Raw genomic sequence first — 25,873 nt, 5'->3', positions numbered from 1 at the left:
GCACACGGTGGTGTGCACATCCCAGGTCCGGAGGATGCGACGGCGAACCCGCTCGCCGCCGCCGAACTGCTGGCGGGTCGGTACCGGTTGGACGAGGCGGTGGGCGCGGGCGGCATGGCCGACGTCCACCGCGGGTGGGACGTGCTGCTGCGGCGCCACGTCGCGATCAAGGTGTTCCGCCCCCACGACGACCTCGACGCCGCGCGGCGGTTCGACAACGAGGTGCGGACGCTGGCGGGGCTCTCCCACCCCGGCCTGGTCCGCGTCTACGACGCCGGCACGAGCGGGCGCACGCCGTTCGTCGTGCTGCACCTGGTCGAGGGGCAGACGCTGCGCGACCTCGTCGCGAACGGGCCCCTCCCCGCCGACGACGTGCGGCGGCTCGGCGCGACCCTGGCCGCCGCGCTGGCCTACGTGCACGCCCACGGGGTGGTGCACCGCGACGTCAAGCCGTCGAACATCCTGCTCGACGAGGCCGGCCAGCCGTACCTCGCGGACTTCGGCCTGGCGCACCTGGCCGGCACGACCCGGTTCACCCGCGACGACCAGATGATCGGAACCGCCGCCTACCTGGCCCCCGAGCAGGTGCTCGGCACCGACGTCGGCCACGCCGCCGACGTCTACGCCCTCGGCCTGGTACTGCTCGAATGCCTCACCGGCAGGCGCGAGTACGAGGGCAGCGAGGTCGAGACCGCCGTCGCCCGCCTGCACCGGTCGCCCGCGGTGCCGCCGGAGGTGCCCGCCGACCTGGCCGCCCTGCTGACCTCGATGACCGACCTGACCCCGGACCGGCGCCCCACCGCCGAGGAGTGCGCGCGGGAACTGCACGGGGGAGAAGACCTGCCGGTGCACGTCGCCGAACTCCACGCCGGGCTGGCCGTGCTCCCCGCCCGTCCCGCCGGGCGGACCACGCCGTCCGTCGAGCGGGCGTCGCGCGCGGCCGAGCGGACGATGCCCGCGCGGTCGGTCACCTCGTGGCACCTGCCGAAGACCAAGTTCCTCGCCGCGGCGGCGTCGCTGGTGGGCGCCTTCGCCATCACGCTGGCCGTGCTGCCGGGTGCCGACCCCGCGACCTCGACGCCGACCGACGCCACCGACCGGGGCACCGGCACCACCCAGCCCGGCACGCCCGCGCCGGAACCCGCCGTGCACTCCCTCGTCGGCGGGCAGGACGACGCCGGTCCCGACGCCGTGGTGGCCCCCACCACCGTCGCGACGGAGGAGCCGACCGCGCCGGTGGACACGACCCAGGCGCAGCCGCAGCCGACCACCACCACCGCCCCGCAGCCCTCCGGCGAGCCGTCCGGGGAGCCGTCCGGGGAGCCGTCCTCGACGCCGGACCAGCCGGGGAGCAGCGAACCCCCGACGTCGTCGGACGTGACCGAGCCCACCACCGACGCGCCGGAGCCGAGCACCACGGCCACCGAGGAGTCCGGCACCGGGGAGTCCGGGGTGGGCACGCCCGGCTCCCCCGTCGACACCCTGCCCTGACCCCGTCACGGGGCAGCGGGGTCGTCGCCCGTGCGGGTCCACGACGTCGACCACCGCGACCCCGGCCCGTTCCGGTCCACCAGCGCGCACGCCCGCGAGGACGACCGGCTCGACCTGGCCGGCGTCGAGGTTCCTCCGCGCCGGGCCGCGGAGCGGGAACGCGCTGTCCTCGGCCTCGCGGAGGAACAGCGCCGGAACGCTCCGACGGCCGTGGTCACCGGTCCGGTGACCACGGCCGTCCGGAAGCACGGCCGTCCGGGGGTCAGGGGCGTGCGCCGAGCCCGTCCACGACCGCCGTCTCCACCGAGCTGGACCACACGACCGTGCCCGCCGGCAGCGAGTCGTCCGGCTCGGTCAGCACCCGGCGCTCGCCGATGAACTCGCCGGTGGCGGGGTCGACGAGCACCTCCTGCCGCGCCTCGCCGTCGGTGACCGCCAGGGCGACGCCCTTCCGGCCGTCGAGGTTGGCCGAGCGGTCGGCGACCTCCAAGCCCGGCAACAGCGCCAGCGCCCGGAACAGCGCGGCCCGCAGGTCCGCCGGCACCCGTCCACTGCGCAGCAGGTCGGCGGCGTACACCAGGACCTCCTGGCTCTCGCTCGACCCGCGTCCCCGGCTGTCGTCGAGCAGGCGCCGCAGGAGTTGTTCCGGCTCACGGGGAAGTCCGGTCAGGAACTTCTCGTTGGGCGCCTGCCACGTGCCCGGTTCCTCCCGGCACGTCCGGTCGCACCGCCCGCGGACCTCCGCCTGGGGCGTCGGCTCCAACCGCACCCCGGCGGCGCGGGCCTGTTCCTCCGTGCCGACCAGCCAGTCCCGCCGATCGGTCTCCTGCGGCCTGACCAGGTACTCCTCGCCCTCGACGGCGGGCACCCAGCTCTCCAGCACCTCCTCGTCGAGCCACCGGAACCGGGTGCCGCCGGCGTCCCGGAGCACGGCCGAGCGCCCGCGCGTGACCGTGTAGCGGTACTGGCCCGGACCGAGCACCGGATCACTGGTGGTGATGGCGTCGGCGGCCCCGGTCATGGCCCGCGCGGCCTCGGCGGTCGCGGGAGCCGGCCCGCCCAGCACCGCTTGGGCCAACACCCCGGCGGCGGCCAGCACGCCGAACCCCGCCGCGACGCCCCACCAGCGCCGCGGGGACCGCCCCGCCGCCTGTCCGACCGCCGCCTGCCCGGCCGACTGGTCCGCCGTCCGCGGCCTCGTGGCCAGGGCCAGCACCTTCGCCCGGGTGGCGGCGAAGTCCTCCTCGGTCATGGGCGCGACGTCCGCGCGCACGGCCCGCACCACCGGGTCCAACTCGTCGTCACCCATCGAGCGCCTCCTTCGTCCGCAGCTTCGTCCTGGCCCGGTGCAGGCGCGTCCGCACCGTCTGCTCCCGCACCCCGAGGGCCTCCGAGATCTCCGCCGTGGTCAGCCCGGCCCACGCCACGAGCAGCAGCACGTCGCGCTCCTCCGCCCGCAGCCCGGAGATCGCCTCGGCCATCCGCCGCACGCGCACGTCCGCGTCGACGCTCTCGGTCGCCCGGTGGGCCACCTCGTCCTGGGTGGACCGCCGGGCGCCGTCACGCGCCCACGCCCGCAACCGGGTCTCCTCGGTGCGCCGGTGGCGCAGCAGGAGGTTGGTCGCGATGCCGTACAGCCACGCCCGCGGCCCGGCCCGGCCGGGGTCGAAGCTCGCCCGCCGCTCCCAGGCGACCAGGAACACGTCCGCCACCAGGTCGTCGGCCACCTGCGTCCCCGCGCGCCGCGCCAGGTAGTGGTGCAGCGGTCGGGCGTGGGCGTCGTACCAGGAGGCCAACGCCTCGGGGCCGTCCAGACCGCCCGTCCCGGGTCCGTCCACCGGGGGACTCCCTCTTTGCGCCGCCGGGGCGCTCTCGGTTCGCACGCAGTTGATTGCCGCTCGACGCCCGCGGCGTTCCCGGGCCGGTTCCGACGTCGTCGACCCCGAACCGTCCGACGCCCCCGCCCACCGGCGTCGGGGCAGGTCAGCGGTGCGGCTCCACCACCGGACCGACGACGCCCGCCGCGCCCGGGCGCGCGCCGACCGCCGGCGCCGTCACCGGTCGCGCAGGACGGCGTGCGTGCTCAGCAGCAACCGGTAGGCCAGGAGCAGGATGATGTGCAGCAGGTACAGCCACAAGCCCAGCGCGGCGACCGCGCCGACCGCGCGCAACCCCGCGAACGGGAACGCCCAGTCGACCGGGATGGCCAGGAACAGCAGGAAGCCGTGCAGGAAACCGGTCAGCACCGCGCCCGCGCAGAACCCGCCCAGGACGGCGACCGCGCGCGGCAGCAGGTTCGGCCCGGTGGCCAGGAACACCAGGCACAGCGCCACCGACAGCACCACCCAGTCCACGTGGAACGACACCACGACGCCCCACACCGCCGACCAGCCGCCCGCCCGGTAGCCGGGGGCGACCGAGGGGGCCACCGCCAGCGGGGCGGCCATCAGCAGCGGTGCGGCGAGGAGCACCGGCAGGAACCCGATCCGGCCCAGCCACCCGGTCTTCGCGCCGGACGGCCGGCCCGCGATCTGGAGCAGGCCCCGGCGCAGCCCCTCGCCGTAGAGGCTGGCGGGCAGCAGCGTCGACAGCAGCACGGGCCAGGACGCGCCCAGCGCCGCGTCGGCCAGCGCCCGCACCGCCGACGCGGGCCGCTGCGCGTCCGGCAGGGCCTCGCCCAGCAGGCGCGCGCCGTCGTCGACCAGCTCCGGTCCGAACAGGACGGCCGCGCCGCGCAACGCCAGCAGCAGCACCGGCACCACGGCCAGCGCGGCGAAGAAGGTGATCCCGGCCGCCCACAGGGCAAGGTCGCGCCCACGCAGCGCGGTCAGCGCGTGGCGCAGCACCGCACGGGCTGTTCGCATGATCGCGGTGTACCCCACAACGGGCGACGGCACACGGTCCGCCATACGGTGACGTGGTGGACGGAACGCGTTCGTCGGAGGTGGAGGGCTGGTCCCGGCTGCACGGGCACGACGTGTCCGGCAACCGGCTCGCCGTGGCCTGGATCGGACTGGTCCACGTGCTCGCCGGGCGCGTGCACCGGGTGCCGCCCGACGTGCTGTCGGCGGCGGGCGTGGTGACGGCGGCGGGCGCGGTGGGCGTGGCGCTGGCCGGTGGCCGGTGGGCGTTGCTCGCGTGCGCGCTGGTGGTGCTGTCCGGCCTGCTCGACGGGGTCGACGGCGCGGTCGCCCTGCGCACCGGGCGGGCGCGTCCCCTCGGCGCGGTGGTGGACGCGGTGGGGGACCGGGTGGCCGACACGTGCCTGGTGGTGCTGCTGGTCGTGCTGGGCGGTCCGGGCTGGCTCGCGGCGGCCGTGGGGGCGTCGGTGTTCCTGCACGAGTACGCCCGCGCCCGCGCCCAGGGCGTCGGCCTGGTCGGCGCAGGTGCGATCACGGCGGCCGAGCGGCCGACGCGGGTGGTCGTCGTGGCGGTGGCGTGCCTCGGCGCCGGGGTGTGGCCCGGCGGCACGCCGTGGACGGGCTGGTCGTGGGGCGCGGTGTGCCTGGCGCTGTGGGCCGCGACGGCCGCGGTCGGCGGGGCGCACCTGGCGGTCGCGCTGCGCCGGGAGCTGCGCGGGCGGACGTGGGACGTCACGCCGGACCGATCGCCTCCGCGGTGATCCTGGCGGACATCGCCACCAGCGGCAGCCCGCCGCCGGGGTGCGCGGACCCGCCGACCAGGTGGAGACCGGGGACGGGACTGCGGTTGGCCGGGCGCAGCAGCGCGGCGCGGGCCCCGTTGGAGGACGAGCCGTACAGCGCGCCGCCGACCGAGCCGGTGTCGCGCTCCCAGTCGGCCGGGGTGCGCACCTCGCGCCACAGCACCCGGTCGCGCACGTCGTGGCCGCGTTCGGCCAGCACGGCCAGCACGCGGTCGGCGTAGCGGTCGGCCAGACCGGGGTCGGTCCAGTCCACCTGGCCCTGGCGCGGCGCGTTGACCAGCACGAACCACGCCTCGTGGCCCTCGGGCGCGACGGCGGGGTCGTCCGGGGAGCACACGTAGACCGTCGGGTCGGGCACCGGGCGCGGGTCGCGGCCGAACAGGGCGTCGAACTCGGCGTCGTAGTCGGCCGGGAACAGGACGCGGTGGTGGTACGGGCGCGGCGAACGGCCGCGCAGGGCCAGCAGCAGGACGAACCCCGACAGGGACGGCACCGCGCGGGCCAGGGCGCGGCGCGGCGCGCGGGCGCGGCGGTCGGTGACCAGGTGGTCGTAGAGGTGCCGGGCGTCGGCGTCGGACACCACGACGTCGGCGGGCACGGTCGTGCCGTCCTCCAGGGTCACCCCGCCGCCCGCGGCGTGGACCCGCGTGACGCGGGCCCCGAACTCGAAGCGCACGCCCAGCCCGGCGCAGTGCGCGGCCAGCGCGTCGCCGAGCCTGCGCAGACCGCCGCGCACGTACCAGCCGCCGAAGTGCTGCTCGACGTACGGCACCACGGTCATCAGGCCGGGCAGGCGACGCGGGTCCGAGCCGCTGTAGGTGGCGTAGCGGTCGAGCAGCACCCGCGCGCGCGGGTCGGACAGCCGCCGGCCGACGGTGCGCAGCGTCCGCCACGGGGCCAGCGCCCACAGGTCGCGCACGCTCGCCGAACGCCGCAGCAGGTCGCCCACGCCGTTCAACGGGCGTTGCAGCACCGACTCGCCCACCAGGTCCCACAGCCGGGCGGCGTCGGCCATCAACTCCGCCCACTGCCGCCCTGTGCCGCCGCCCAGCGCGGCCTCCAGCGCGGCGGGCACGGCCGCCGCGTCGTGCGGGACGTCCACTTCGGACCCGTCGGCGAACCGGTAGTGGCACGTGGGCTCGACCGGCACGAGGTCCACCGCGGCGTCGAGGTCGCCCCCCGTCTCGGCGAACAGGTCGCGGTAGACGTGCGGCAGCGTGAGCAGCGACGGGCCGGTGTCGAAGGTGAACCCGTCGCGGCGCAACTCGCCCAGCTTGCCGCCGTGCGTGCCGGACTGCTCCAGCACGGTCACGTCGTGCCCGGTGGCGGCCAGCCGCGCGGAGACGGCCAACCCGCCCATGCCCGCGCCGACCACGACGACCCGGGCCATCAGCGGCTCCCGTGCAGCGGCCGGTTCTTCCAGGTCAACGTGCCCGCGCGCCGCGCCCGCCAGGACCGCGCCAGCAGCCGCAGCAGGGCGGCGACCGACACCGGGTGGGCCAGCGCGTCCGGCCACGCCCGGCCGCCGGTGCGCCGCGCCGTCACGACGCGGCCCGCCACGGCGGCGGCGTAGCCGAGCAGGCCCGCCCGCGAGCCCGTCAGCGCGGCCACCGGCGGCAGCACGAACACCCAGGCCAGCGCGGCGGCGAGCAGCACCGCGCCCACCGGGCCGCCGGTGGCCGCCCACAGCGACTTCTCGTACCCGGCGGCCACCTCCGACCAGCCCCGGTACATGCGGCACTCCGCGACCCCGCTGCCGTCCGCCACCGCGCCGCGACCGCCGGACCGCTTCACCGCCCGCATGAGCGCGATGTCGTCCAGCACGGCGTCGGCGACCGCCTCGAACCCGCCGCAGCGCCGCAGCGCCTCGGCGTCGACCACGAAGAACTGGCCGTTGGCCGCCGACAGCGACTCGCGCGGCGACCGCTCGGCCAGCCGCAGCGGCAGGAACACCAGCCACGACCACTGGAGCAGCGGCTGCACCAGGCGCGTCGCCGGGTCGTCGGCCAGCTGGCGCGGGAACGGCGACACCGCGTCCAGCCCCGCCGACCGCAGCAGGTCCGCGGCGGCCGCCGCGGCGTGCGGGGCGAGCACCACGTCGGCGTCCACGAACACCAGCACCCGGCCGCGCGCCTCGGCGGCGAGCCGCGCGCAGGCGGCGGGTTTGCCGGGCAGCCCGGTCGGGGGAGGGGAGCCGGTGAGCAGCCGCACCCTCGGGTCGCCCGCGGCGACGGCGCGGACCACGTCGGCGGTGCCGTCGGTGGAACCGTCGTCGCAGACCAGCACCTCCAGGTCGGGCACACCGCGCTGGGCCAGCAGCGACCGCAGCGTCGGCGCGATCCGGTGCGCCTCGTCGCGGGCGGGGACCAGCAGTGACACCGGTTCCCGGCACGGCGGCGGGTCCGCCGGGGGCGTGCGCACGAGGCGGGAGTTGACCAGGGCGTGCGCCGTCCCGAGCGCGGCCACCGCCGAACCGCCCGCGACCAGCGCCCCGAGCACGCGCCTCACCGGTGCGCCCGCCACAGCGCGACGGCGAACGGCACCGCGACCGCGCCCATGAGCAGACCGCCGACCAGCGACGAGCCGGGCCGGTCGAAGAACGCGGCGTGCGCCCACACCGACGAGCCGTAGGTCCACAGGTACAGCGCGGGCGCGGGCCCCCGCCGCAGGTCCGGTCCCGGGTCGTCCAGCAGGGCGTGCAGCGCGCCGGTGATCAGCACGGCGACCAGCAGCCAGCCCGCGAAGTTCGTCAGCGGGATGCCCTCCACGCCGGGCAGCGCGGGCGTCGGGTGCGCCCACGTCCAATGGCCCGCGTCGACCATCTGCGGGTCCAGGAACACGTCCCACGACGCCAACGCCCACGCCGCGACCGCCACCACCGCCCAGGCCGGGCCCCGCGCGCGTCCGCGTCCCACCAGGGCGCGCCCGACCAGCACCGACGGCCAGGCCATCATGATCCACGCCATCGGCACGACCAGCGGCACGCCGAGCACCTGGACGCCCAGCGAACCGGTGTAGGCGTACTCGCCGAACGGGAACCCGGTGTGCACGCCCACCGCCTCGGCCAGCAGACCGCCGCCCCCGGCGACCGCCACCAGCACCCCGGCGGCGCGGGCGCCCAGCCGCGACGCCGCGTCCAGCACCGAGGCCAGGCAGAACAGCACGACCGAGAGCACCGTGGTGGGCAGGCGGTCGGCGGGGTCCGTCATCGAGTACACGATCTGGGTGAGCACGACACCGCCGCCGAGGAGCCACGCGGTGACCGGGAGCACGCGGACGGGTACGCGGGGGGCCGCACGCGTCGTCATGCGGAAAACCCTAATCGCGCTCACCCGATCGGGCTTGACGAGCGCGGTCGCCGCTCATCGGGCGGGGTGACGCCCGCGGTGCCAGGATCGCCGACATGAGCGCGTTCCCCGGCCTGCCCCCGTTCCTGCTCACCGGCCGGGAGGCGCCGCCGTCGGGCCGCGACCGCCGCGCGCACCTGCTGCCCGGCCGGCCGGGACGGGCCCGGCCGGCCGGCGAGGCGCCCCGGGCCGCGGTCGTCGGCGGCGGCATCGCCGGGGTGGCGGCCGCGGTGGCGCTGGCCGAGCGGGGCGTGCGGGTGGTGCTGCACGAGCGGCACGGCGAGCTGGGCGGCCGGGTGCGCGGGTGGACGACGTCCACCGGGGAGACGATGACCCGCGGGTTCCACGCGTTCTTCCGGCAGTACTACAACCTGCGCGCGCTGCTGCGTCGAGCGGACCCCGGCCTGGCCGGGTTCCGGCCGGTGGCCGACTACCCGCTGCTGCACGCCGACGGCACGCGCGAGAGCTTCGCGCGGCTGCCGCTGACCCCGCCGTGGAACGTGGCCGGGTTCGTGCTGCGCAGCGAGACGTTCACCCTGCGGGACGTGGCGCGGATGGACACCAGGGCCGCCACGGCGCTGTTCGACGTGTCGCTGCCGCGCACCTACGCCGAGCTGGACCACGTGGACGCCGACGGGTTCCTGCGCGGCATCCGGTTCCCCGACGCGGCCCGGCACCTGGCGTTCGAGGTGTTCTCCCGCAGCTTCTTCGCCCACCCGTCCGAGCTGTCGGCGGCCGAACTCGTGGCCATGTTCCACATCTACTTCCTCGGCTCCAGCGAGGGCCTGCTGTTCGACGTGCCGCGCGACGCCTACCCGGCGGCGATCTGGAACCCCCTGCGCGAGCACCTGGTCTCCCTCGGCGTGGAGGTGCGCACCGGCAGCGCGGTGGACCGGGTGGCCCGCCGCGCCGACGGGTACCGCGTGTCGGCGGACGGCCGGGACGAGGACGTGGACGCCCTCGTCCTCGCCGCGGACGTCAACGGCCTGCGCGCGCTCGTGGCCGCCTCACCGGACCTGGGCACCCCGGCGTGGCGGGCGCGCGTGGCCGACCTGCGCACCACGCCCCCGTTCCTCGTGAGCAGGCTGTGGCTGGACCGGCCCGCCCGGCCCGACCGCGCGCCGTTCCTCGGCACCAGCGGCTTCGGCCGCCTGGACAACATCAGCGTGCTGGACCACTTCGAGGCCGAGGCCCGCCGCTACCGCGACCGCACCGGCGGTTCCGTGGTGGAGCTGCACGCCTACGCCCTCGACGAGGGCTGCGACCAGGACGAGGTCGTGGCCACCCTGCTGCACGAGATGGGCGTGGTCTACCCGGAGCTGGCCGGCGCGGGGGCCCGGCAGGAGGAGCACGTCCTGAGCGCCGACTGCCCGTTGTTCGCGCCCGGCTCGTTCACCGCGCGCCCCACCGTGGCCACGCCCGACCCGACGCTCGTCGTGGCGGGCGACCTGGCGCGCGTGGACCTCCCGGTCGCCCTGATGGAACGCGCCGCCACCACCGGCTTCCAGGCCGCCAACGCCCTTCTCGGCCGCTGGGGCCTGCGAGGCCACGACCTGTGGGCGGTGCCGAACCGGGGCCGCTCCGCCCTGCTGCGCCGCGCCGCGCGCCGCGCCCGCGCCGGCGCGCGGGGCTGACCCCGCACGCCGGGTGCCGGCCGGCCACGTGGTGACCCGGTCGGGTGGTGGGAGCGGGTCGGCCGGTGGCGGCCGCCCCGACCGCGTCGACGCGGTCCGCGTCGGGCACGCGGGACCCGGTGCGTCGACGACCCGGTCCCACTCGTCGGAATTCGCACCGGTCGGGCATGGATTTCGGGCGGGGCGCGGAGTAGAAATAGCCAACCCCTCCGTCGCCGCTTGATCGCCACCGGGTCGGTGAGAGCGCTCTCACCACTCGGCGGTCGGGCGGTCCAACCCTCAGCAGAGGCATGTCAATGACGATCATGCGCCACTCCGGACGAGGCGCCGGCCGGGCTCTCGCGCTCGGTCTCGCCCTCGCCACGGCCGCCGTGGCGGTCGCGCCCGCCGTGTCCGCCGACCAACCCCGCCGCGGCACGCCGGACCTCGGCGTCAACGTCACGGTGTTCGACCCGAGCATGCCGGTGGCCGAGATCCAGGCGACCCTCGACGCCACGCACGCCGCCCAGGTCGACAACGAGATGGGCACCGAGCGGTACGCCTACCTGTTCAAGCCCGGCCAGTACGGCACCGCCGAGCAGCCGCTCCAGATCAAGGTGGGCTACTACACCGAGATCACGGGCCTCGGCGCCTCGCCCACCGACGTCGTCATCAACGGCAAGGTCGAGGTCTACAACCGCTGCCTCGCCGACAACGGCACGGGCAACTGCATCGCCCTGGTCAACTTCTGGCGCACCCTGTCCAACCTGACGGTCAACGTCAACGCCGCCGGCCAGGACGGCTGCCGCTCCACGACCAACTTCTGGGCCGTGTCGCAGGCCGTGTCGGTGCGCCGGCTCAACATCACCAACGGCTCGCTGTCGCTGATGGACTACTGCACCGCGGGTCCGCAGTACGCCAGCGGCGGGTTCATCGCCGACTCGCGGCTGCCCGTCGTCACCAACGGCTCGCAGCAGCAGTGGCTCACCCGCGACAGCGAGGTGGCCGGCTGGTCCAACGGCGTGTGGAACCAGGTGTTCTCCGGCGTCGAGGGCGCCCCGGACGACTCCGCGTTCCCGAACCCGCCGTACACCACGCTCGACACCACCCCGGTGAGCCGCGAGAAGCCCTACCTGTTCGTGGACGCCAAGGGCAAGTACAACGTCCGCGTCCCGGCGGCGCGCAAGAACACCAGCGGCACCTCGTGGGCCGACGGCCCCACGCCCGGCCGCACGATCCCGCTGAGCGACTTCCACGTCGCCAAGCCGGGCGACTCGGTGGCCCGGATCAACGCCGCGCTGCTGCTCGGCAAGCACCTGCTGCTCACCCCCGGCGTGTACGACATCGCGCGCAGCATCGAGGTCCGCCGCCCCGACACGGTCGTGCTCGGCATCGGCCACGCCACGCTCACCGCCGTGAACGGCGCGATCCCGCTGGACGTCGCGGGCGTGCCGGGCGTCGTCATCGCCGGCGTCACGGTCGATGCCGGGACGAAGCTGTCCCCGGTCCTGGTGCGGGTCGGCAAGCGGCACGGCCTGAACTGGAGCTCGCCGAACAACCCGACCACGCTGTCCGACGTCTACTTCCGGGTCGGCGGGCCGCACGTCGGCAAGACCGACACCGCGCTGGAGGTCAACAGCGACCACGTGCTCATCGACCACACCTGGGTGTGGCGCGCCGACCACGGCGTGGAGGGCTTCACCGACACGCAGCGCTGGAACACCAACACCGGCCGCACGGGCGTCGTCGTCAACGGCGACGGCGTGACCGCGACCGGCCTGTTCGTCGAGCACTTCCAGCGCCACAACACGGTCTGGAACGGCGAGCGCGGCACCGTGGTGCTCTACCAGAACGAACTGCCCTACGACCCGCCGACGCAGGCGGACTGGATGAAGGGCGACGTCGAGGGCTGGGCGGGCTACAAGGTCGGCGACCACGTGCGCACGCACACCCTGCACGGCGCGGGCGTGTACGTGTTCAACCAGAACAACCCGTCCATCCACACCGAGAACGGGTTCGAGGTGCCGGAGCGGCCCGGTGTGAAGCTGCGCCACATCATGACCGTCAACCTCGCCGCGGGCACGATCGACCACGTCGTCAACGGCGTGGGCGAGGCGGCCGACACGACGAGGATCGGCGTCCCGGTCTACGTCGCGGAGTACCCGCTGCCGTAGTCCGGGAGGGGCGGCGCCCGACCGGCGCCGCCCCTCGCGCGGGCGGGTCGACCGGGACCGGGCACCCGTCCGGTCACCCGATGGGTGAAGATCCACGTCCATGCGACGTGTGCGGGTGCGCCGGTGGGTCGTGGTCGTGGCCGCCGTCGTGGTGGCGTTGCCGTTGGCGGGCCTCGGCGTGCTGGAGGTCGTGAACGCCCGGGGGTTCCAGTTCTTCGGCGGGCTGACCCGGGCCGTGGCCACCGACGAGCGGGTGGTGGCGCTGACGTTCGACGACGGACCGGTGCCCGGCGGCACGGAGGAGCTGCTCGCCGTGCTGGCGGAGAAGGACGTGAAGGCCACCTTCTACCTGGTCGGCCGCGACCTGGAGGCGCACCCGGAGCTGGGGCGCGCCATCGCGTCGGCCGGGCACGAGATCGGCAACCACTCGTACTCGCACCAGCGGATGGTGTTCGTGACGCCCGGCTTCGTCGCCGACGAGGTCGAGCGCACCGACCGCCTGATCCGCGACACCGGCTACGCGGGCGCGATCACGTTCCGGCCGCCGAACGGCAAGAAGCTGCTCGCGCTCCCGCACTACCTGTCCGAGCACGGCCGCACGACGGTCATGTGGGACGTGGAGCCCGAGGCCGAGGCGGACGACGCCGAGGCGCTCGCCCGCCACGCCGCGGAGCACGTCGCACCGGGGTCGATCGTCCTGCTGCACGGCATGTACGAGAGCCGCGCCGCGACCCGCGAGGCCCTCGGGTCCCTCATCGACCGCGTCCACGCCCGCGGCTACCGGTTCGCCGCTGTCTCGGACCTGCTGCGGCTCGGCCCGGCGCGCGGCTGAACGCGCGCCGCCCCGCGCGTCCGGTCGCGGGGCGGGCCCGGAGCGGGAGAGGCGTCAGACCGCGACCAGCGCGGGCGCCGGGGGTGCCGCGGGTTCGGGGACCCCGCTCACCGGAGCGGGTCGGGCGTTCGGGCGCAGGAGGGTGTCGGCGTCGGCCAGCAGGCGCTGCGCCTCGCGCAGGCCGTCGGCGATGCGGGCCCGCCGGGCGCGCAGCTCGTCCACCCGGCGTCGGGCCTCGGTCACGACGCGGTCGGCGTGCTCGGTCGCCTCGCGGACGATGCGCTCGGCCTCCGCGCGGGCGGCGGCCTCGCGGTCCGCCAGCTCGGCCGCGGCCTCCGCACGCCGGGCGCGCATGGCGGTCTCGAAGTCCTCCTGGACCTGGGCGCGCAGGGCTTCCGCGCGTTCGTCCAGCGCACGACGGCGCCGCTCGGCCTCCCGCGTCGTCTCGGCGATCCGCTCGTGCGCCTGCCGCATCACGGCCTCGTGCTCGGCCTCCAGCTCGCGGCGGCGGGTGTCGAGGTCGGCCACCAGGCGCTCCGAGCGCTCGCGCAGCCGGGTGGCGGCCCGTTCCGCGGTGGCCCAGTGCTGCTCGGCCGCGGCCCTCGCGCGGCCGGTGATCTCGGCCGCCTCCTCGTGCGCCAGGTCGACCAGGCGCCGCAGGCGCTCGGTGAGGGCGGCCGGGTCGATCGGCGTGCGGCACAGGCGGTCCAACCGGTCGCGCAGCGCGCGCACCTCCGCGCGGGCCCGCTCCAGCTCGCGGGCCACGTCGTCGGCGCGGGCCGCCGCCGCGTCGCGGTCCACCGCCAGCAGCCGCAGGTCGGCCTCCACGTTCTCCACGTAGTGCCGCACCTGCCCGGGGTCGTAGCCCCGCCACACCACGTCGAAGTCGGTCCGCAGCGGGACCAGGTCCGGGCGGGCGTCCACCGCCGTCACGACAACATCCCTCCAAGCTCGGGCGCGGTCCGCGGACGGCCGCGCGGGTCGGCGATCTCGCGGCACGGCGGCGGGTCGGGGTGCGCGGGAACTGCCGCCGGACGTCCCGTTCGGACGAAGCCGCGACGGTCTTGACAGGACCCCCCGTCCGTGCCTATAAGAAATATACATCGGTCAACGACCCTGGTGGACCTGCCCGGAGTGATCGACGTGAACGGAACCGCAACGCGCGCAACGGCTTTCGCCGACCTGGTCCTCGCCGACCCGGCCTGGCTCGACGCCGAGTTCGCCGCGATCGTGGACGCCAACTTCGGCGCCACCCCCGAGCCGCCGTTCACCCGACGAGGCCCGTCCGGGAACCCCGGAGCCCCGGACCCGCCCGCACCTCCGCGCCTGCGCCCGCGCCCGGTTCCGCACCGGGTCCACCCGCACCAGCGCTCACCCCCGCGACCTCCGGGACGTGCCCCTCCGGTCAGTGCGCGGTGGGGTCGTCCGGGCCTCCCGGCGCCCGGACGACCCCCGGCGCACCACCACCCGGCCGCGGTGACGGGTGCCGGCACACTGCGTGCCGGTCGGGTGAGGGAGGGGTCGGTGACCGGTTCGGTGTGGTGGGACGTCGTGGTCGGCGTCGCGGCGGGGCTGCTCCTGGCGTGGCTGGCCCTGGTCGCGGTGCTGCTGCTGGTGCGCCCCCGGGGCGCGCTGCTGCGGGAGGCGCTGCGGCTGCTGCCCGACCTGCTGCGGTTGGTGCGGCGGCTCGCCGCCGACCGCGACCTGCCGCGCGGGGCGCGGGTCCGGGTGGCGCTGCTGCTGGTCTACCTGGCCTCGCCGATCGACCTGGTGCCGGACTTCATCCCGGTCCTCGGGTACGCCGACGACGCGATCGTGGTCGCCGCGGTGCTGCGCGGCGTCGTGCGCCGGGCGGGCCTGGACGCCGTGCGCGGGCACTGGCCCGGCACCGACGACGGCTTCGCCGCCCTGACCCGGCTCACCGGCCTCGACCGCGGTTGAGGATCCGCCGGGGCGGTCACCGCCGGCGCAGCACCGGGACCAGCGCCAGCGCCGGGACGAGCAGGACGGGCACCACCAGCAGCGCGTGCAGCACGCCGACGTGCCGGCCGAGCAGGCCGACCACCGGCGGGCCGGCGAGGAACGCCGTGTAGCCGATGAGCGCCACCACGCCCACCCTGGCCGCGGCCCGCTCCGGGTCGTCGTCGGCGGCGGCGCTCATGCCGACCGGGAAGCCCAGGGACGTGCCCAGGCCCCACAGAGCCACGCCGAGCACGGCCGGGGCGGGCGAGCCGCTCAGCACCGCGACGGCGACGCCCGCGGCGGCGAACGACATCGTGCACAGCAGCACCGGCACGCGGCCCCAGCGGTCCAGGGCCGCGGGACCGACGACGCGGCCCAGCGTCATCGTCGTCACGAACACGCCGAACACCACCGCGCCGGCCGCCGGGCTGAACGCGTGGCCGTCGACGAACGCCACCGCCAGCCAGTCGTTCGCGGTGCCCTCGGCGAACGCGAGCACCAGCACCAGCAGGCCGATCAGCAGCGTGCGCGGCTCCCGCCAGGCGGCCAGGACACCGCCGGTGCCGCGCCGCGCGCCGCCGCCGCCGTAGCGGAACGAGCGCGCGGCGACGACCGTGCCGGTCAGGGTCGTGGCCGCCACCGCAGCCAGGTGCGCGGTCACCGGCAGCGCCGCCGTGGCGGCCAGCGCGGCCGTGCCCGCGGCGGCGATCGTGCCGAGGCTCCACACGCCGTGGAAGCGGGGCATCACGGTGCGCCCGAGCGCCCGTTCCACGGCCGCGGCCTCCACGTTCATCGCCACGTTGCACACGCCCGAGCCGTAGCCCAGGGCGAACAGGCCCGCGGCCGTCCCGGGCACCGACGGCCACGCGCCCACCGCGCACCCGATCACCACCAGGGCCGCCGCGAGCGCCGCGGTCGACCGGACCACCGCGCGGCGCACCCCGAGGCGGTGGGCGACCACGCCCGCGGTGAGCATCGCCGACACCGACCCGGCGGACAGCGCCAGCAGCAGGAGCCCCAGACCGCCCGCGTCCAGGCCCAGCGCGTCGCGCGCGGCGGGGACGCGGGCGAACCACGAGGCGAGGGCGAAGCCGTTGAGGCCGAAGACGACGGCGACGGCGGTGGAGGCGGCGCGGACCTGCCGCACGTCGGTCAGCGGGGTGATCACGGGACAACCCCACGCCCGCAAGCGCTTCCAGCGCAAGGGCCGGCAGACTGGCGGCGTGGTCGTGAGGGCTCGGCTGGAGGACGTGGCACGGCTCGCCGGCGTGTCGACGGCCACGGCGTCGCGCGTGCTCAGCGGACGGGGACCGGCGTCGCCCGCGTCCCGGAGCCGTGTCGCGCGCGCCGCGCGGGAACTCGGCTACGTGCCCGACGCCGCCGCCCGCACCCTGGCCGGCAGCGGCGGCACGCGGGTCGCGGTCGCGGTGGGCGGGCGGACCGCCGACGTGCTCGACGACCCGTACGCGGCCCGCGTGCTCACCGCGGCGGCCGGGGTCGCCGCCGCCCGCGAGGTCGGCGTGTCGCTGCACTGGGTGCCCCTGCACGACCCGGCGGCGCTGGCGCGGCTGGCCGGGCAGCGCGGCGTCGACGGGATCGTCCTGGTCAACCCGACGCGGGCCGCGCTGGCGGTGCTGCCGAGGTCGGCGCGCGGGCGCGTCGCGGCCATCGGCGTCGGCGCGCGGGGCGTCCCGGCCTTCGACGTCGACAACGGCACGGGAGCCGCCCGCGTGGTCGGGCACCTGGTGGCCGGAGGGCGGCGGCGGGTCGCGATGGTGACCGGCCCGGCGTGGCTGCCCTGCACGGACCGCGCCGTCGACGCCTACCGCCGCGTGGTCGGGGAGGCGGGGCTCCCGGTCCGCGCGGTGCCGGGCGACTTCACGGCCGCCCGCGGCGAGGAGGCGGCGGCGGAGGTCCTGGCGCGCTGGCCGGACACCGACGCGGTCTTCGCGCTCGGCGACCTGACCGCGCTGGGCGCGTTGGCCGCGCTGGGCCGGGCGGGGGTGGACGTGCCCGGCGACGTGGCGGTCGCGGGGTTCGACGACATCGCGTTCGCGGCGTTGAGCCGGCCCACCCTCACCACGACCACCAACCCGGTCGAGGCCATCGCGGCGGGTGCGGCGACCGCCGTCCTGGACCGGTGCGCGGCGGAACCGCTCACGCTCCACCCGTCGGAGCTGGTGCTCCGGGACAGCGCCTGAACGCGCGGGGCGGCCGGTCGGTCACCGCCCCGCGCGCCGCGCGGACTACATCAGGCCGCTGATCTGCGCGGCCACCAGGTCGATCCGGACGCCCTGGTTCGGGCAGCCGCCGTAGTGGTGCAGGCCGATGACCTTGTTCGTCCGCCGGGACAGCACCGGCGAGCCGGACGAGCCGCCCTCGGTGTCGCATCGGTAGGCGATGTCGGACTGGGACGAGCTGCCGTTGACCCGCACGGCGGACACGACGCAGTAGCCGCCGCCGTTCTGGTCGTCGCGCAGCGACACCTTCTTGAGCTTCCCGGCCGGGTGGCCGATGACGTACATCTCCTCGCCGACCGCGGGCACGCGGGCGTCCAGCTCCAGGTAGCCGAACGACGCCAGCGAGGCGAAGTTGGTGACGCTGAACAGCGTGTAGTCCAACGCGGCGTTCGTCCGGAGCACGGACGACACGAGGACCTTCGTCACCGCCGCGGTGGCGGTGCCGCCGCAGGTCGGGCACTGGTAGTTGAACCACACCTCGATGCCGGTGCCGCTGGTGAAGCAGTGGTTGTTGGTCAGCATCCGGTTGGTCGGCCCGACCCGCCACGCCGTGCACAGCGAGCCGCCGTTGCGCAGCAGCTTGGCCACCGCCGGGGTCCTGCCGAACTCGGCGGGGTTGCTCGACTGGTAGCACACGGCGTCGCGGTAGTCGTTGCCGCCGCAGATGCTCCTGGGCGCCATCTCCGCCGCCGCGGACAGTTCGGCGTCGGTGTACCCGCGGGTGACCTTGTCGAGCGCCACGCGGCTGTCGGGGTGCGCCGGTCCGCCGTCCTTGCCGCGCAGGGCGAGCACGGCGGTGTCGCCGGTGACCGACATGGCCCAGAAGCCGGTGGCGTCGGTGGTCGCGGTGCCCGACGCGGCCACGTCGGCGGTGTAGCGGTACGACTCCGCGCCGGTCGGGTCGGACACCGCCAGGACGTCGCCGCCGACCAGCCGCAGGCCGGTGAAGTGCGCCTTGAGGTACCACGAGCCGGGTCGGTGCAGGGTGGTGGACGGGGTCGTGCCGTCGAGGACGACCGACACGGCCTCGTCCTCGCCGACCTCCTGGGTCTGCTCGACGTGCCGCGGTGCCGCGTTCGCAGGGGGTGCGAGCACCGGCGCGCCGAGCTGGGTGGTCATGAGTTGGGGTGCGACGACCAAGGGCGCCGCGAGCAGGGTTGCCGCGAGGAGTTGCAGGGTTCTCCGCACGGGCTCACCTCACAATCCGAGCAGGGACGGTTACCACAGGTGATGATGGCGGTCCCCGGTGGCGGTGTCAGCCCGCCGAACGTCGGCAATCCCGCTGGCCGGGAAGGCGATCCGTCGAATTGTCCACTGTGGATGAAAGGCGGCTGCCGCGCCGCGGGGCGGTGCGCGGCGCGGTGGACGGCCAGTTGATCACGATCAGCGGTCGGCCGGGGCCGCGCGCTGATCACCCGCGCCGAACACCTCTGCCGAACCTCCGGCGAATCCTGAACCGCCGGGGCCTGTCGGCCGTGTGGCGGCGGTAGCGTTCGGCCATGGAGCTCGCCGCCCGGCTGATGACCGCCCCGTCCGTCCCCCTGCGCCTGTCGGCCGCGTCGGAACGCGTGCTGTCCCCCGGGGAAGGCCCGTCGTGCCGCTGGTGCGGGCTGGCAACCGACCCGCGGTGGCCGGCCGGGCACCCGGCCGCGCTCGTGGTGGCCGACGCGGGTCCCCGGGTCGGGGCGGAGCGGCTCGCGCACCGCTTCTGCGCCGACCCGGCCAACCGCAAGTTCGACGTCGACGCGCCCGTCGACCCCGTCGTCGTGCGCCGCGCCCGCCTGGCGTTCGCCCTGCGGGGCGCGGGGGCGCGCGGGTGGTGGTGGTTCGAGCTGGGCAGCGACGCGGAGCGCACGACGCTCGCGCACCTGCGGTCGGTGCTCCGCCTCGGCGCGCGCGTCACGGCGGCCGACGTCCTGGCCGCGCTCACCGGGCCGCTGACCCGCAGGCTCTACCGGGAGCGGGTGCGCAGGTGGGCGCGCCTCCCGCTGCCGGGCGCCTCCGCCGGTGGGCTGTTCGCCGGACGCTGAGGCGCCCGGCGTCCGCGGGTCAGCCGCAGATGCAACCCCTGGTCAGCGCCGTGGCCGTCGTGGCGGCGCAGAAGCGGTTGCCGAGCGCGTCGTGGGCGCTGAGCGGGTGGGTGCAGGCGTCGCAGCGGTCCTCGGACGCGACCACCGCGCCCCGTGCCGTGTGCCGAGCCGCGTTCGGTTCCGCGGCCCGCTGCTGGATGGTGTCCGGTGCCATGTCGGCTCCGTCCCCGGTCGCCGGGCGACCGATGTGGGAGTGCGCCAAGAGCGGCGTCCGTAGCGACGGACGCGCGAGGAACTCCCGGTACCACTGAGAGTACCCCGAGAGGTCCTCCGCGCCGGTCGGTGGGCGTACGCGCGGGTCACCGAGGGTTTGTCGAGCGTCGACGGTCGAGTCGGAGCCGCCTCGGGCGCACCAGGAAGCCCGTCCGGCAGGCCCGGGCGGAGGCGGGAGCGCCGGGATGATCCCGAACCGGTCCGGCACGACACCGGGTGGCCGCGCGGAGCACCGACCGCGACTGGCGATGAAACCCGACACCGCGCGCGGCGGCCTCCTCGACGGCGCCTGGTGGCCCCGGTCGACCGACCCGGCCGCCGAGTTCCCCGCGCTGGTGGCGGCGCTGGGCGGCGGAGGTCCGATCCGCCGCGTCTCCTACCACCTCGGCACCTGGGGGCGCGCGGAGCGCGGGCTGGACGTCGGCGGCGCGGTGGTGCGGACGGAGGGCTTCCACGCCACCCAGCCCGACACCGTGACGCTCATCAGGTCCGACTACACGCGCGTGCGCCTGCTCGTGGTCCCGCCCGGCACGACCGGCGACGTGGCGCACGCCGTGCTGCGGGCGACCGCGGAGTCGGGACCGACGGCCACCGTCGAGGAGATCATGGCGGACAACGGGTTGGTGGCGGGCCGGAACCCGGTGTACCCCACCGAGGTGCCGCGCGCCCCGAAGTTCGACGCCGGACCGGACGAGCGGTGGGACGCGGAAGGCGGCGCGGCCCGTCGGCGTGCGGTGCTCGGCACGGGGTGACCCCGGCCGCCTCGCGCCGCCCCGGGGCTCCCGGGGGCGTGGTCGCCGGGAGCGGGCTACTGGGAGCGGTGACCGCCCAGGTGCGTCCCGCGGGTCGACCGGGGCCCGGTCGCCGTCGCCGGCGCGGGGGTGGTCGCGACGCCGGCGGCGGCCAGGATGCCCGCCGGCAGGTGGGTGTCGTTCGGCAGGGCGGCCAGGGACATCGCGCGCTCGGCGGCCTCGTCCAGGGTGTCGGGGGAGATCACCAGCAGGTCGATCCGCCGCCCGTCGACCCCGGAGACCTGGACGACGTCGGTGTCCAGCGCGGCGAACCCCTTGAGCGACGCGGTGCGCCCGCCCAGGTCCACCTCGTGCGGCACCGAGCCCCAGAAGGCGACGGCGTACACCACGGTGCTCACCGGGCCGAGCCGGTCGCCGATCGCGTCGACGAGCCCGGGCAGTTCGGCGGCCAGGTCGCGCGTCCTGGGCCACCAGCCGCCGTCGACGTGACCGGTCGTCGGCGCCAGCGGCTTGAGGCGCAGGCGCGGCGGGGAGTGGGGGGTGCTGGTGCGGGGCGGGTCCGACGTCATGCCGGTGCTCCCGTCTCCGGTCCGGACGACCGGGCGAGTCGTGCACCGGGGACGGCGCCGGCCCGGACCGCCCGCGCACGAGGTGCTCCCGGTGCCGCCAGCCTACGCGGTGACCGCGCGGCGGGTCGGGCACGAGCGGCCGTCACGCCGTCCAGGCCAGCAGGGCGCCGCTGCGCTCCGGGGAGCGCAGCAGGGCGAGGGACTGCTTCTCCAGCTGGCGGATGCGCTCGCGGGTCAGGCCGATCCGGTCGGCGACCTCGCGCAGCGTGCGCGCCCGGCCGTCGACCAGGCCGTAGCGCAACGAGATGATCAACGCCTGTCGGGCCGGCAGGGTCCGCACCAGGGCGCCGAGCTCGGCGACCACGCCCTGCTGCTCCAGCACGTCCTGGGCGCGCACGGCCGCGGTGTCCTCGATCAGGTCGGCCACCGAGCCGCCGCCGTCGTCGCCGATCGGCGCCTCCAGGCTGATCGCGGCGCGTGCCGCCGCGCGCAGTTCGAGCACCCGGGCCAACGACGTGCCCGACGCGCGGGCCACCTCCTCGGGGGTGGGGTCGCGGTCCAGTTGCCGCTCCAGCGCGCGCTCGACCTTGCGCAGCTTCGCCATCTCCTCGAACACGTGCACGGGCAGCCGCACGGTCCGGGTCTGCTCCGCCACCCCGCGCTCGATGCCCTGCCTGATCCACCAGATCGCGTACGTGGAGAACTTGAACCCCTTGGTGTGGTCGAACTTGTGCACGGCTCGCATCAGGCCGAGGTTGCCCTCCTGGACCACGTCGAGGAACGGCAGGCCGCGGTGCGCGTGCTTCTTGGCCACCGAGACGACCAGGCGCAGGTTGGCGCGGATCATGTGGTCCTCGGCCAGGCGGCCGTCCCGCTCGACGGCGTCCAGCCCGCGGCGGCGCCCGGGGCTCGGCGGCGGGAGCTCGCCCTCCCGCGCGGCGCGCAGCAGCTCGGCGGCGTACACGCCCGCCTCGATCCGGCGCGAGAGCCGGACCTCCTCCTCGGCGGTGAGCAGCGGCGTGGCGCTGACCTCGCGCAGGTAGTGGCCCACCAAGTCGGCGTCCTGGTCCCACTCGCGCGGTGACGCCGTGCGGCGTGGTGCTCCGGTGGTCGACATGACCTTCTCCTCGGATCGGCCCGCCTGGCCGGCACGGGGAGGTGTGTGGTGATCGGTGTCCGCGGTCGACGCGGGACGTGTGCGTCGCCCCGACCACCCACCGTACGCCGTTCGGGGCGGTCGGCGGGGATGGGCGACGACACCCGAACGGCCGCCCCCGCAGCGGCGGTGGCCGACCGCGTCCCGGACACCGGCGCGGTCCTGGACGTCCGCGCAGCCCCCGCGCCTGCCGCCGCGGCAGCGCGCCGTCGTGGTGCCGCGCCGTGCCACGACTTCGGCCCGCCGGCACGACGCGGCGCCGGGTTGCGCTGAACGGCGGCTGGGCGGCGTGGACGCACGGTCCCTATAGTCCGGTCAGACCGGTCTGGGAGCGCTCCCAGGCGTGTAGCGGAATGAGGGACCCTCGATGAGGAGAGTTCTCGCCGGACTGCTCGCGACCGCCTCCTTGGCGGGCGGGCTCGTGGCGGTGGCGCACGCGGGTGCCTCGACGGCGCCCCGACCCGTGATCTCGCCGGCCGACGACCCGGTGGTCGTGGTGTCGAGCACCTTCGAGGACGGCACGACCCAGGGCTGGGCGCCGCGCGGGGGAGCGGCGGTGGCCGTGAGCACGGCCGTCGCGCACGGCGGCGCGCACGGCCTCGCCGTCACCGGTCGGACCGCCAACTGGGAGGGGTCCCTGCTCGACCTGCTCGACGTCGTGGACAAGGGCACCCGCTACGAGCTGTCGGTGTGGGTGCGGCTCGCGGCGGGCGAGGCGGCCACCCAGGCGAGGCTGTCCGTCGAGCGCAGGACCGGCGGCACGCCGTCGTACGACCAGGTCGTGGGAGCCACGGACGTCACCGCCGACGGCTGGGTCAACCTCACCGGCTCCTACGCCCTCGCCGCCGACGTCGAGTTCCTGACCGCGTACGTGGAGACGACCAGCGCCACGGCCGCGTTCCACGTCGACGACTTCACGCTGTCCCACACCCCGCTGCCGCCGGTCCAGACCGACATCCCGGCGGTCAAGGACGTGCTGGCCGACCACTTCACCGTGGGCGCGGCCGTCGAGCCCGCGCAGGTGCTGGGCAACCACGGGCAGCTGCTGGCCAGGCACTTCAACTCGATCACCCCGGGCAACCAGCTCAAGTGGGACGCCACCGAGCCCACCGAGGGCGCCTTCCGCTTCGGCGACGCCGACGGCCTCGTGGCCTGGGCGAAGGCCAACGGCGCGGCCGTGCGCGGGCACACGCTCGTGTGGCACCAGCAGACCCCGGCGTGGGTGTTCAGGGACGCCTCCGGCGCGGAGATGACCGCCACCCCGGAGAACAAGGCACTGCTGCTGGCCCGGCTGGAGGCGCACATCCGGGGCGTGGTGGGCCACTACGGCGACGACATCCCCGTCTGGGACGTGGTGAACGAGGTCGTCGACGAGAACCAGGCCGACGGCCTGCGCCGCAGCCGGTGGTTCGAGATCACCGGCCTGGACTACGTCCGCACCGCGTTCCGGGTGGCGCGCGAGGTCGCGCCCACCGCCAAGCTCGTGATCAACGACTACAACACCAACGTGCCGGCGAAGCGGGACAAGCTGCACGACCTGGTCGCGCAGCTGCGCGCGGAGGGCGTGCCGGTCGACGCGGTCGGCCACCAGATGCACGTCAACGTGCAGTGGCCCTCGGTCGCCGAGACCGAGGCGATGATCGCGAAGTTCACCCCGCTCGGCGTGGACCAGCAGATCACCGAGATGGACGTCTCGATCTACACGGACAGCAGCCAGTCCTACCCGACGCCGCCGGCCGACGTCCTGCGCACCCAGGCGTACCGCTACCGGGACCTGTTCGAGGTCTACAAGCGGCACTCGGCGTCGATCAGCTCGGTCACCCTGTGGGGCCTGGCCGACGACAACACGTGGCTGGACGCGTTCCCGGTGACCCGCAAGGACCACCCGCTGCTGTTCGACACCCGGTTGCAGGCCAAGGACGCCTACTGGGGCGTGGTGGACCCCGACCGGATCGGCGGCGGTCCCACCACCACGACCACCACCACCACCACGACCACCACCACCACGACCGACGCGCCGCCCCCGCCCGTGTGCGTGATCAACTACGACCTGGCGGGCCAGTGGCAGGGCGGCTTCCAGGGCTCGGTGCGCGTCGTCAACCGGGGCGCGGCCACCACGTCGTGGACGCTGACCTGGTCGTTCCCCGACGGGCAGCGCATCACCCAGCTGTGGGGCGGCAGGCACACCCAGGACGGCGCGAACGTCAGCGTGCGCAACGAGTCGTGGAACGGCGCGATCCCCGCGGGCGGCTCGACGACGCTCGGCTTCCTCGGTTCGTGGACCGGCCGCAACACCAAGCCCGCGACGTTCAGCCTGAACGGCGTGGTCTGCCGACCCGCCTGACCCGCCCGACCCGGCCCGGGCGGATGGGAGGCGGTGCGTGCTCCTGTTCCGGCGGCTCTTCCCGCTCACGGCAGCACGACGTCCGCGCTCGCCGCCACCGCCGTGCCGTTGCCGTCGAAGTCCGCGCCCAGCGCGAACGCCCACCACCGAGATCGACCAGTCGCCGACGAGCCCGGTGCGCAGCAGGTCGGACACCATCACGAACAGGGCCATGAAGAACACCAGTGTCGGCCACTCGACCTCGCGCGGCACGCACGTCCTCGGTGTCCACGCGGGACACCAGCAGCACGAGCCCGGCGCCGAGCAGCGCGACGACCGGGGGTTCCACGTGCAGCACGGAGGGAGGGCTGCGGCGCGGTGCGCAGGCGGTTGCGCACCACGTTCGTCACCGGCGCGACCGGCATGACCGTGGTGACGTTGTCCAGGAACGGCGACGCCACCGCCGTGATGCCCATCAGTGGCACCATCAACCGGTACGGCTTGCCCCGCGCCCGCTTCGCCGACCGGATCGCCGCGTAGTCGAACAGGCCGGTCCGCTTGATGACGCCGACGATCACCGTCATGCCGGGCAGCAGGAAGACGGCGTTCCAGTCGGTGCCCTCGTGCTCGGAGTGGAACACCTCGCCGCCGGGGACGATCCCGACCAGCGCCGTGGCGCCGGACGCGATGAGCACGACCGTGGCCTTGTCGGCCTTCTCGGTCGCAATGGAGAAGAACGCGACGGCGAAGGTGCCGAGGCGAGGAAGGGGCTCATCCGGACGACCTGGTGCGGGAACGCGAGCACGACAAGGGAGGTGATCTCCGAACGCGGGCAGCGCTCGACGGCCGCCGAGCGCGGGGGAGCCACCCGGCGGGCACCGGGCGCGGGGATCACCCGGCGAGCGCCGTCGCGAGGTGGGGGAGCGGCGCGGGTCAGGCGTCGGGGCGCGCCACCGCGAGGCTGGTCGGCAGGCGCTCCAGCGTGACGACCCCGGCGAGCGTGCCGTCGTCGGCGGCGACAGCGACCAGGGGCTGTGCGGCCGGCACATGAGGGCGGCCACTTCGAGCAGCGTCGCGTCGGCCGCGACGGTCACCGGCTTGGCACACCTGGCGGGCAGGCGGTCGCCGACCGCGAGGTCGCCGATCTCCTCCCGGAACAGGTCCGCGTGGGCCTCGTCATGGTCGAGGTCCTGCTCCGCTCGTCCACCACGACCGGGCCGGGGCCTGCTCACGCCATCACGCGCAACGCCCACGACACCGGGTCGTGGACCGTCACCGTCGGGACGTGCGCGGCGACGTCCGAGGCTTGCACGGCACCGGCCCGTCGTGCTGCGTGGTGGACCGGTCGGAGCGCGGAGGTACCGAGGACGTCCACCAGGTTCCCCTCCCCGCTGCGCCCTGGGGTTGTCGGACGACACCAGTCTTCCCGGTGCGTCCCGGCGGCCAC

General features: G+C 75.8%; 24 protein-coding genes. 10 read left to right on the top strand and 14 right to left on the bottom strand.

Annotated features, from left to right (window positions below):
- Positions 1–12: 12 nt before the first annotated feature.
- A complete protein-coding gene (locus CKY47_RS14480; protein ID WP_306746294.1) occupies positions 13–1,491 on the top strand; it encodes a serine/threonine protein kinase in 1,479 nt (492 codons plus the stop codon).
- 262 nt (positions 1,492–1,753) lie between these two features.
- Here CKY47_RS14480 and CKY47_RS14475 read toward each other — a convergent pair whose 3' ends face one another.
- The 3 genes from CKY47_RS14475 to CKY47_RS14465 form a co-directional block, all read right to left on the bottom strand.
- Entirely contained in the window at positions 1,754–2,800 is a 1,047-nt protein-coding gene (locus tag CKY47_RS14475; RefSeq protein WP_306746293.1) for a CU044_5270 family protein, read from the bottom strand.
- On the bottom strand, positions 2,793–3,329 hold the full coding sequence (locus CKY47_RS14470) for an RNA polymerase sigma factor (RefSeq protein WP_306746292.1): 537 nt from the start codon (positions 3,327–3,329) through the stop codon (positions 2,793–2,795). Before CKY47_RS14470 ends, CKY47_RS14475 begins: the two co-directional genes overlap by 8 nt.
- A 216-nt stretch (positions 3,330–3,545) precedes the next feature.
- Positions 3,546–4,355 (bottom strand): YhjD/YihY/BrkB family envelope integrity protein, encoded by an 810-nt coding sequence (locus tag CKY47_RS14465; protein WP_306746291.1) that lies wholly within the window; start codon positions 4,353–4,355, stop codon positions 3,546–3,548.
- Between the two features lie 56 nt (positions 4,356–4,411).
- Here CKY47_RS14465 and CKY47_RS14460 point away from each other — a divergent pair, with 56 nt between their 5' ends.
- Positions 4,412–5,113 carry a CDP-alcohol phosphatidyltransferase family protein gene (locus CKY47_RS14460; RefSeq protein WP_306746290.1) on the top strand — a complete coding sequence of 234 codons (702 nt, stop codon included), beginning with the start codon at positions 4,412–4,414 and terminating at the stop codon, positions 5,111–5,113.
- On the opposite strand, the gene CKY47_RS14455 is transcribed toward CKY47_RS14460, so the two are convergent.
- From CKY47_RS14455 to CKY47_RS14445, 3 genes are read right to left on the bottom strand one after another with little or no spacing between them, the layout of a single operon-like run.
- Positions 5,085–6,545, bottom strand: a complete 1,461-nt coding sequence (locus tag CKY47_RS14455; protein WP_306746289.1) for a phytoene desaturase family protein — start codon at positions 6,543–6,545, stop codon at positions 5,085–5,087. The two genes, CKY47_RS14460 and CKY47_RS14455, sit on opposite strands and share 29 nt — an antisense overlap.
- Positions 6,545–7,654 (bottom strand): glycosyltransferase family 2 protein, encoded by a 1,110-nt coding sequence (locus CKY47_RS14450; RefSeq protein WP_306746288.1) that lies wholly within the window; start codon positions 7,652–7,654, stop codon positions 6,545–6,547. The genes CKY47_RS14455 and CKY47_RS14450 overlap by 1 nt, the downstream gene beginning before the upstream one ends.
- A 5-nt stretch (positions 7,655–7,659) precedes the next feature.
- Entirely contained in the window at positions 7,660–8,463 is an 804-nt protein-coding gene (locus CKY47_RS14445) for a carotenoid biosynthesis protein (protein WP_306746287.1), read from the bottom strand.
- A 95-nt stretch (positions 8,464–8,558) separates the two neighbouring features.
- Here CKY47_RS14445 and CKY47_RS14440 point away from each other — a divergent pair, with 95 nt between their 5' ends.
- From CKY47_RS14440 to CKY47_RS14430, 3 genes are all read left to right on the top strand, one after another.
- Positions 8,559–10,136, top strand: a complete 1,578-nt coding sequence (locus tag CKY47_RS14440; protein ID WP_306746286.1) for an FAD-dependent oxidoreductase — start codon at positions 8,559–8,561, stop codon at positions 10,134–10,136.
- Between the two features lie 290 nt (positions 10,137–10,426).
- Positions 10,427–12,289: a pectate lyase-like domain-containing protein gene (locus CKY47_RS14435; RefSeq protein ID WP_306746285.1), complete on the top strand. Its 1,863-nt coding sequence runs from the start codon at positions 10,427–10,429 to the stop codon at positions 12,287–12,289.
- Between the two features lie 100 nt (positions 12,290–12,389).
- Positions 12,390–13,121 (top strand): polysaccharide deacetylase family protein, encoded by a 732-nt coding sequence (locus CKY47_RS14430; protein ID WP_306746284.1) that lies wholly within the window; start codon positions 12,390–12,392, stop codon positions 13,119–13,121.
- A 54-nt stretch (positions 13,122–13,175) separates the two neighbouring features.
- Here CKY47_RS14430 and CKY47_RS14425 read toward each other — a convergent pair whose 3' ends face one another.
- Positions 13,176–14,054 (bottom strand): coiled-coil domain-containing protein, encoded by an 879-nt coding sequence (locus tag CKY47_RS14425; RefSeq protein ID WP_306746283.1) that lies wholly within the window; start codon positions 14,052–14,054, stop codon positions 13,176–13,178.
- A gap of 591 nt (positions 14,055–14,645) precedes the next feature.
- On the opposite strand from CKY47_RS14425, the gene CKY47_RS14420 reads away from it, so the two are divergent.
- Positions 14,646–15,062: a YkvA family protein gene (locus CKY47_RS14420; RefSeq protein WP_306746282.1), complete on the top strand. Its 417-nt coding sequence runs from the start codon at positions 14,646–14,648 to the stop codon at positions 15,060–15,062.
- 16 nt (positions 15,063–15,078) lie between these two features.
- On the opposite strand, the gene CKY47_RS14415 is transcribed toward CKY47_RS14420, so the two are convergent.
- Complete coding sequence (locus CKY47_RS14415; RefSeq protein ID WP_306746281.1) at positions 15,079–16,251, bottom strand: MFS transporter; 1,173 nt, start codon at positions 16,249–16,251, stop codon at positions 15,079–15,081.
- 55 nt (positions 16,252–16,306) lie between these two features.
- Here CKY47_RS14415 and CKY47_RS14410 point away from each other — a divergent pair, with 55 nt between their 5' ends.
- Positions 16,307–17,284, top strand: a complete 978-nt coding sequence (locus CKY47_RS14410) for a LacI family DNA-binding transcriptional regulator (protein WP_306746280.1) — start codon at positions 16,307–16,309, stop codon at positions 17,282–17,284.
- A gap of 45 nt (positions 17,285–17,329) precedes the next feature.
- Here the strand turns inward: CKY47_RS14410 and CKY47_RS14405 are convergent, their stop codons facing one another.
- A complete protein-coding gene (locus CKY47_RS14405) occupies positions 17,330–18,511 on the bottom strand; it encodes a trypsin-like serine peptidase (protein ID WP_306746279.1) in 1,182 nt (393 codons plus the stop codon).
- Between the two features lie 311 nt (positions 18,512–18,822).
- On the opposite strand from CKY47_RS14405, the gene CKY47_RS14400 reads away from it, so the two are divergent.
- Positions 18,823–19,353: a hypothetical protein gene (locus CKY47_RS14400; protein ID WP_306746278.1), complete on the top strand. Its 531-nt coding sequence runs from the start codon at positions 18,823–18,825 to the stop codon at positions 19,351–19,353.
- 19 nt (positions 19,354–19,372) lie between these two features.
- Here the strand turns inward: CKY47_RS14400 and CKY47_RS14395 are convergent, their stop codons facing one another.
- The gene (locus CKY47_RS14395; protein ID WP_306746277.1) at positions 19,373–19,567 is read right to left on the bottom strand and encodes an RGCVC family protein; all 195 of its coding nucleotides are present in this window, start codon (positions 19,565–19,567) and stop codon (positions 19,373–19,375) included.
- A gap of 244 nt (positions 19,568–19,811) precedes the next feature.
- Between CKY47_RS14395 and CKY47_RS14390 the strand changes: the two genes are divergently transcribed.
- Complete coding sequence (locus tag CKY47_RS14390; RefSeq protein WP_306746276.1) at positions 19,812–20,378, top strand: DUF5994 family protein; 567 nt, start codon at positions 19,812–19,814, stop codon at positions 20,376–20,378.
- Positions 20,379–20,434: 56 nt separating this feature from the next.
- Here the strand turns inward: CKY47_RS14390 and CKY47_RS14385 are convergent, their stop codons facing one another.
- A complete protein-coding gene (locus CKY47_RS14385) occupies positions 20,435–20,947 on the bottom strand; it encodes a DUF5994 family protein (protein WP_306746275.1) in 513 nt (170 codons plus the stop codon).
- A 142-nt stretch (positions 20,948–21,089) separates the two neighbouring features.
- Positions 21,090–22,064: a sigma-70 family RNA polymerase sigma factor gene (locus CKY47_RS14380; protein ID WP_306746274.1), complete on the bottom strand. Its 975-nt coding sequence runs from the start codon at positions 22,062–22,064 to the stop codon at positions 21,090–21,092.
- A gap of 406 nt (positions 22,065–22,470) precedes the next feature.
- Here CKY47_RS14380 and CKY47_RS14375 point away from each other — a divergent pair, with 406 nt between their 5' ends.
- Positions 22,471–24,447 (top strand): endo-1,4-beta-xylanase, encoded by a 1,977-nt coding sequence (locus CKY47_RS14375; protein WP_306746273.1) that lies wholly within the window; start codon positions 22,471–22,473, stop codon positions 24,445–24,447.
- 197 nt (positions 24,448–24,644) lie between these two features.
- Here CKY47_RS14375 and CKY47_RS14370 read toward each other — a convergent pair whose 3' ends face one another.
- Positions 24,645–25,658, bottom strand: a complete 1,014-nt coding sequence (locus CKY47_RS14370; protein WP_306746272.1) for an SLC13 family permease — start codon at positions 25,656–25,658, stop codon at positions 24,645–24,647.
- Positions 25,655–25,801: a hypothetical protein gene (locus CKY47_RS14365; RefSeq protein WP_306746271.1), complete on the bottom strand. Its 147-nt coding sequence runs from the start codon at positions 25,799–25,801 to the stop codon at positions 25,655–25,657. Before CKY47_RS14365 ends, CKY47_RS14370 begins: the two co-directional genes overlap by 4 nt.
- Positions 25,802–25,873: the final 72 nt, after the last annotated feature.

It is taken from the genome of Saccharothrix longispora (assembly GCF_030852425.1).
Classification (GTDB): Bacteria; Actinomycetota; Actinomycetes; order Mycobacteriales; family Pseudonocardiaceae; genus Actinosynnema; species Actinosynnema longispora.
This window is presented reverse-complemented; position numbering and strand designations above follow the sequence as displayed.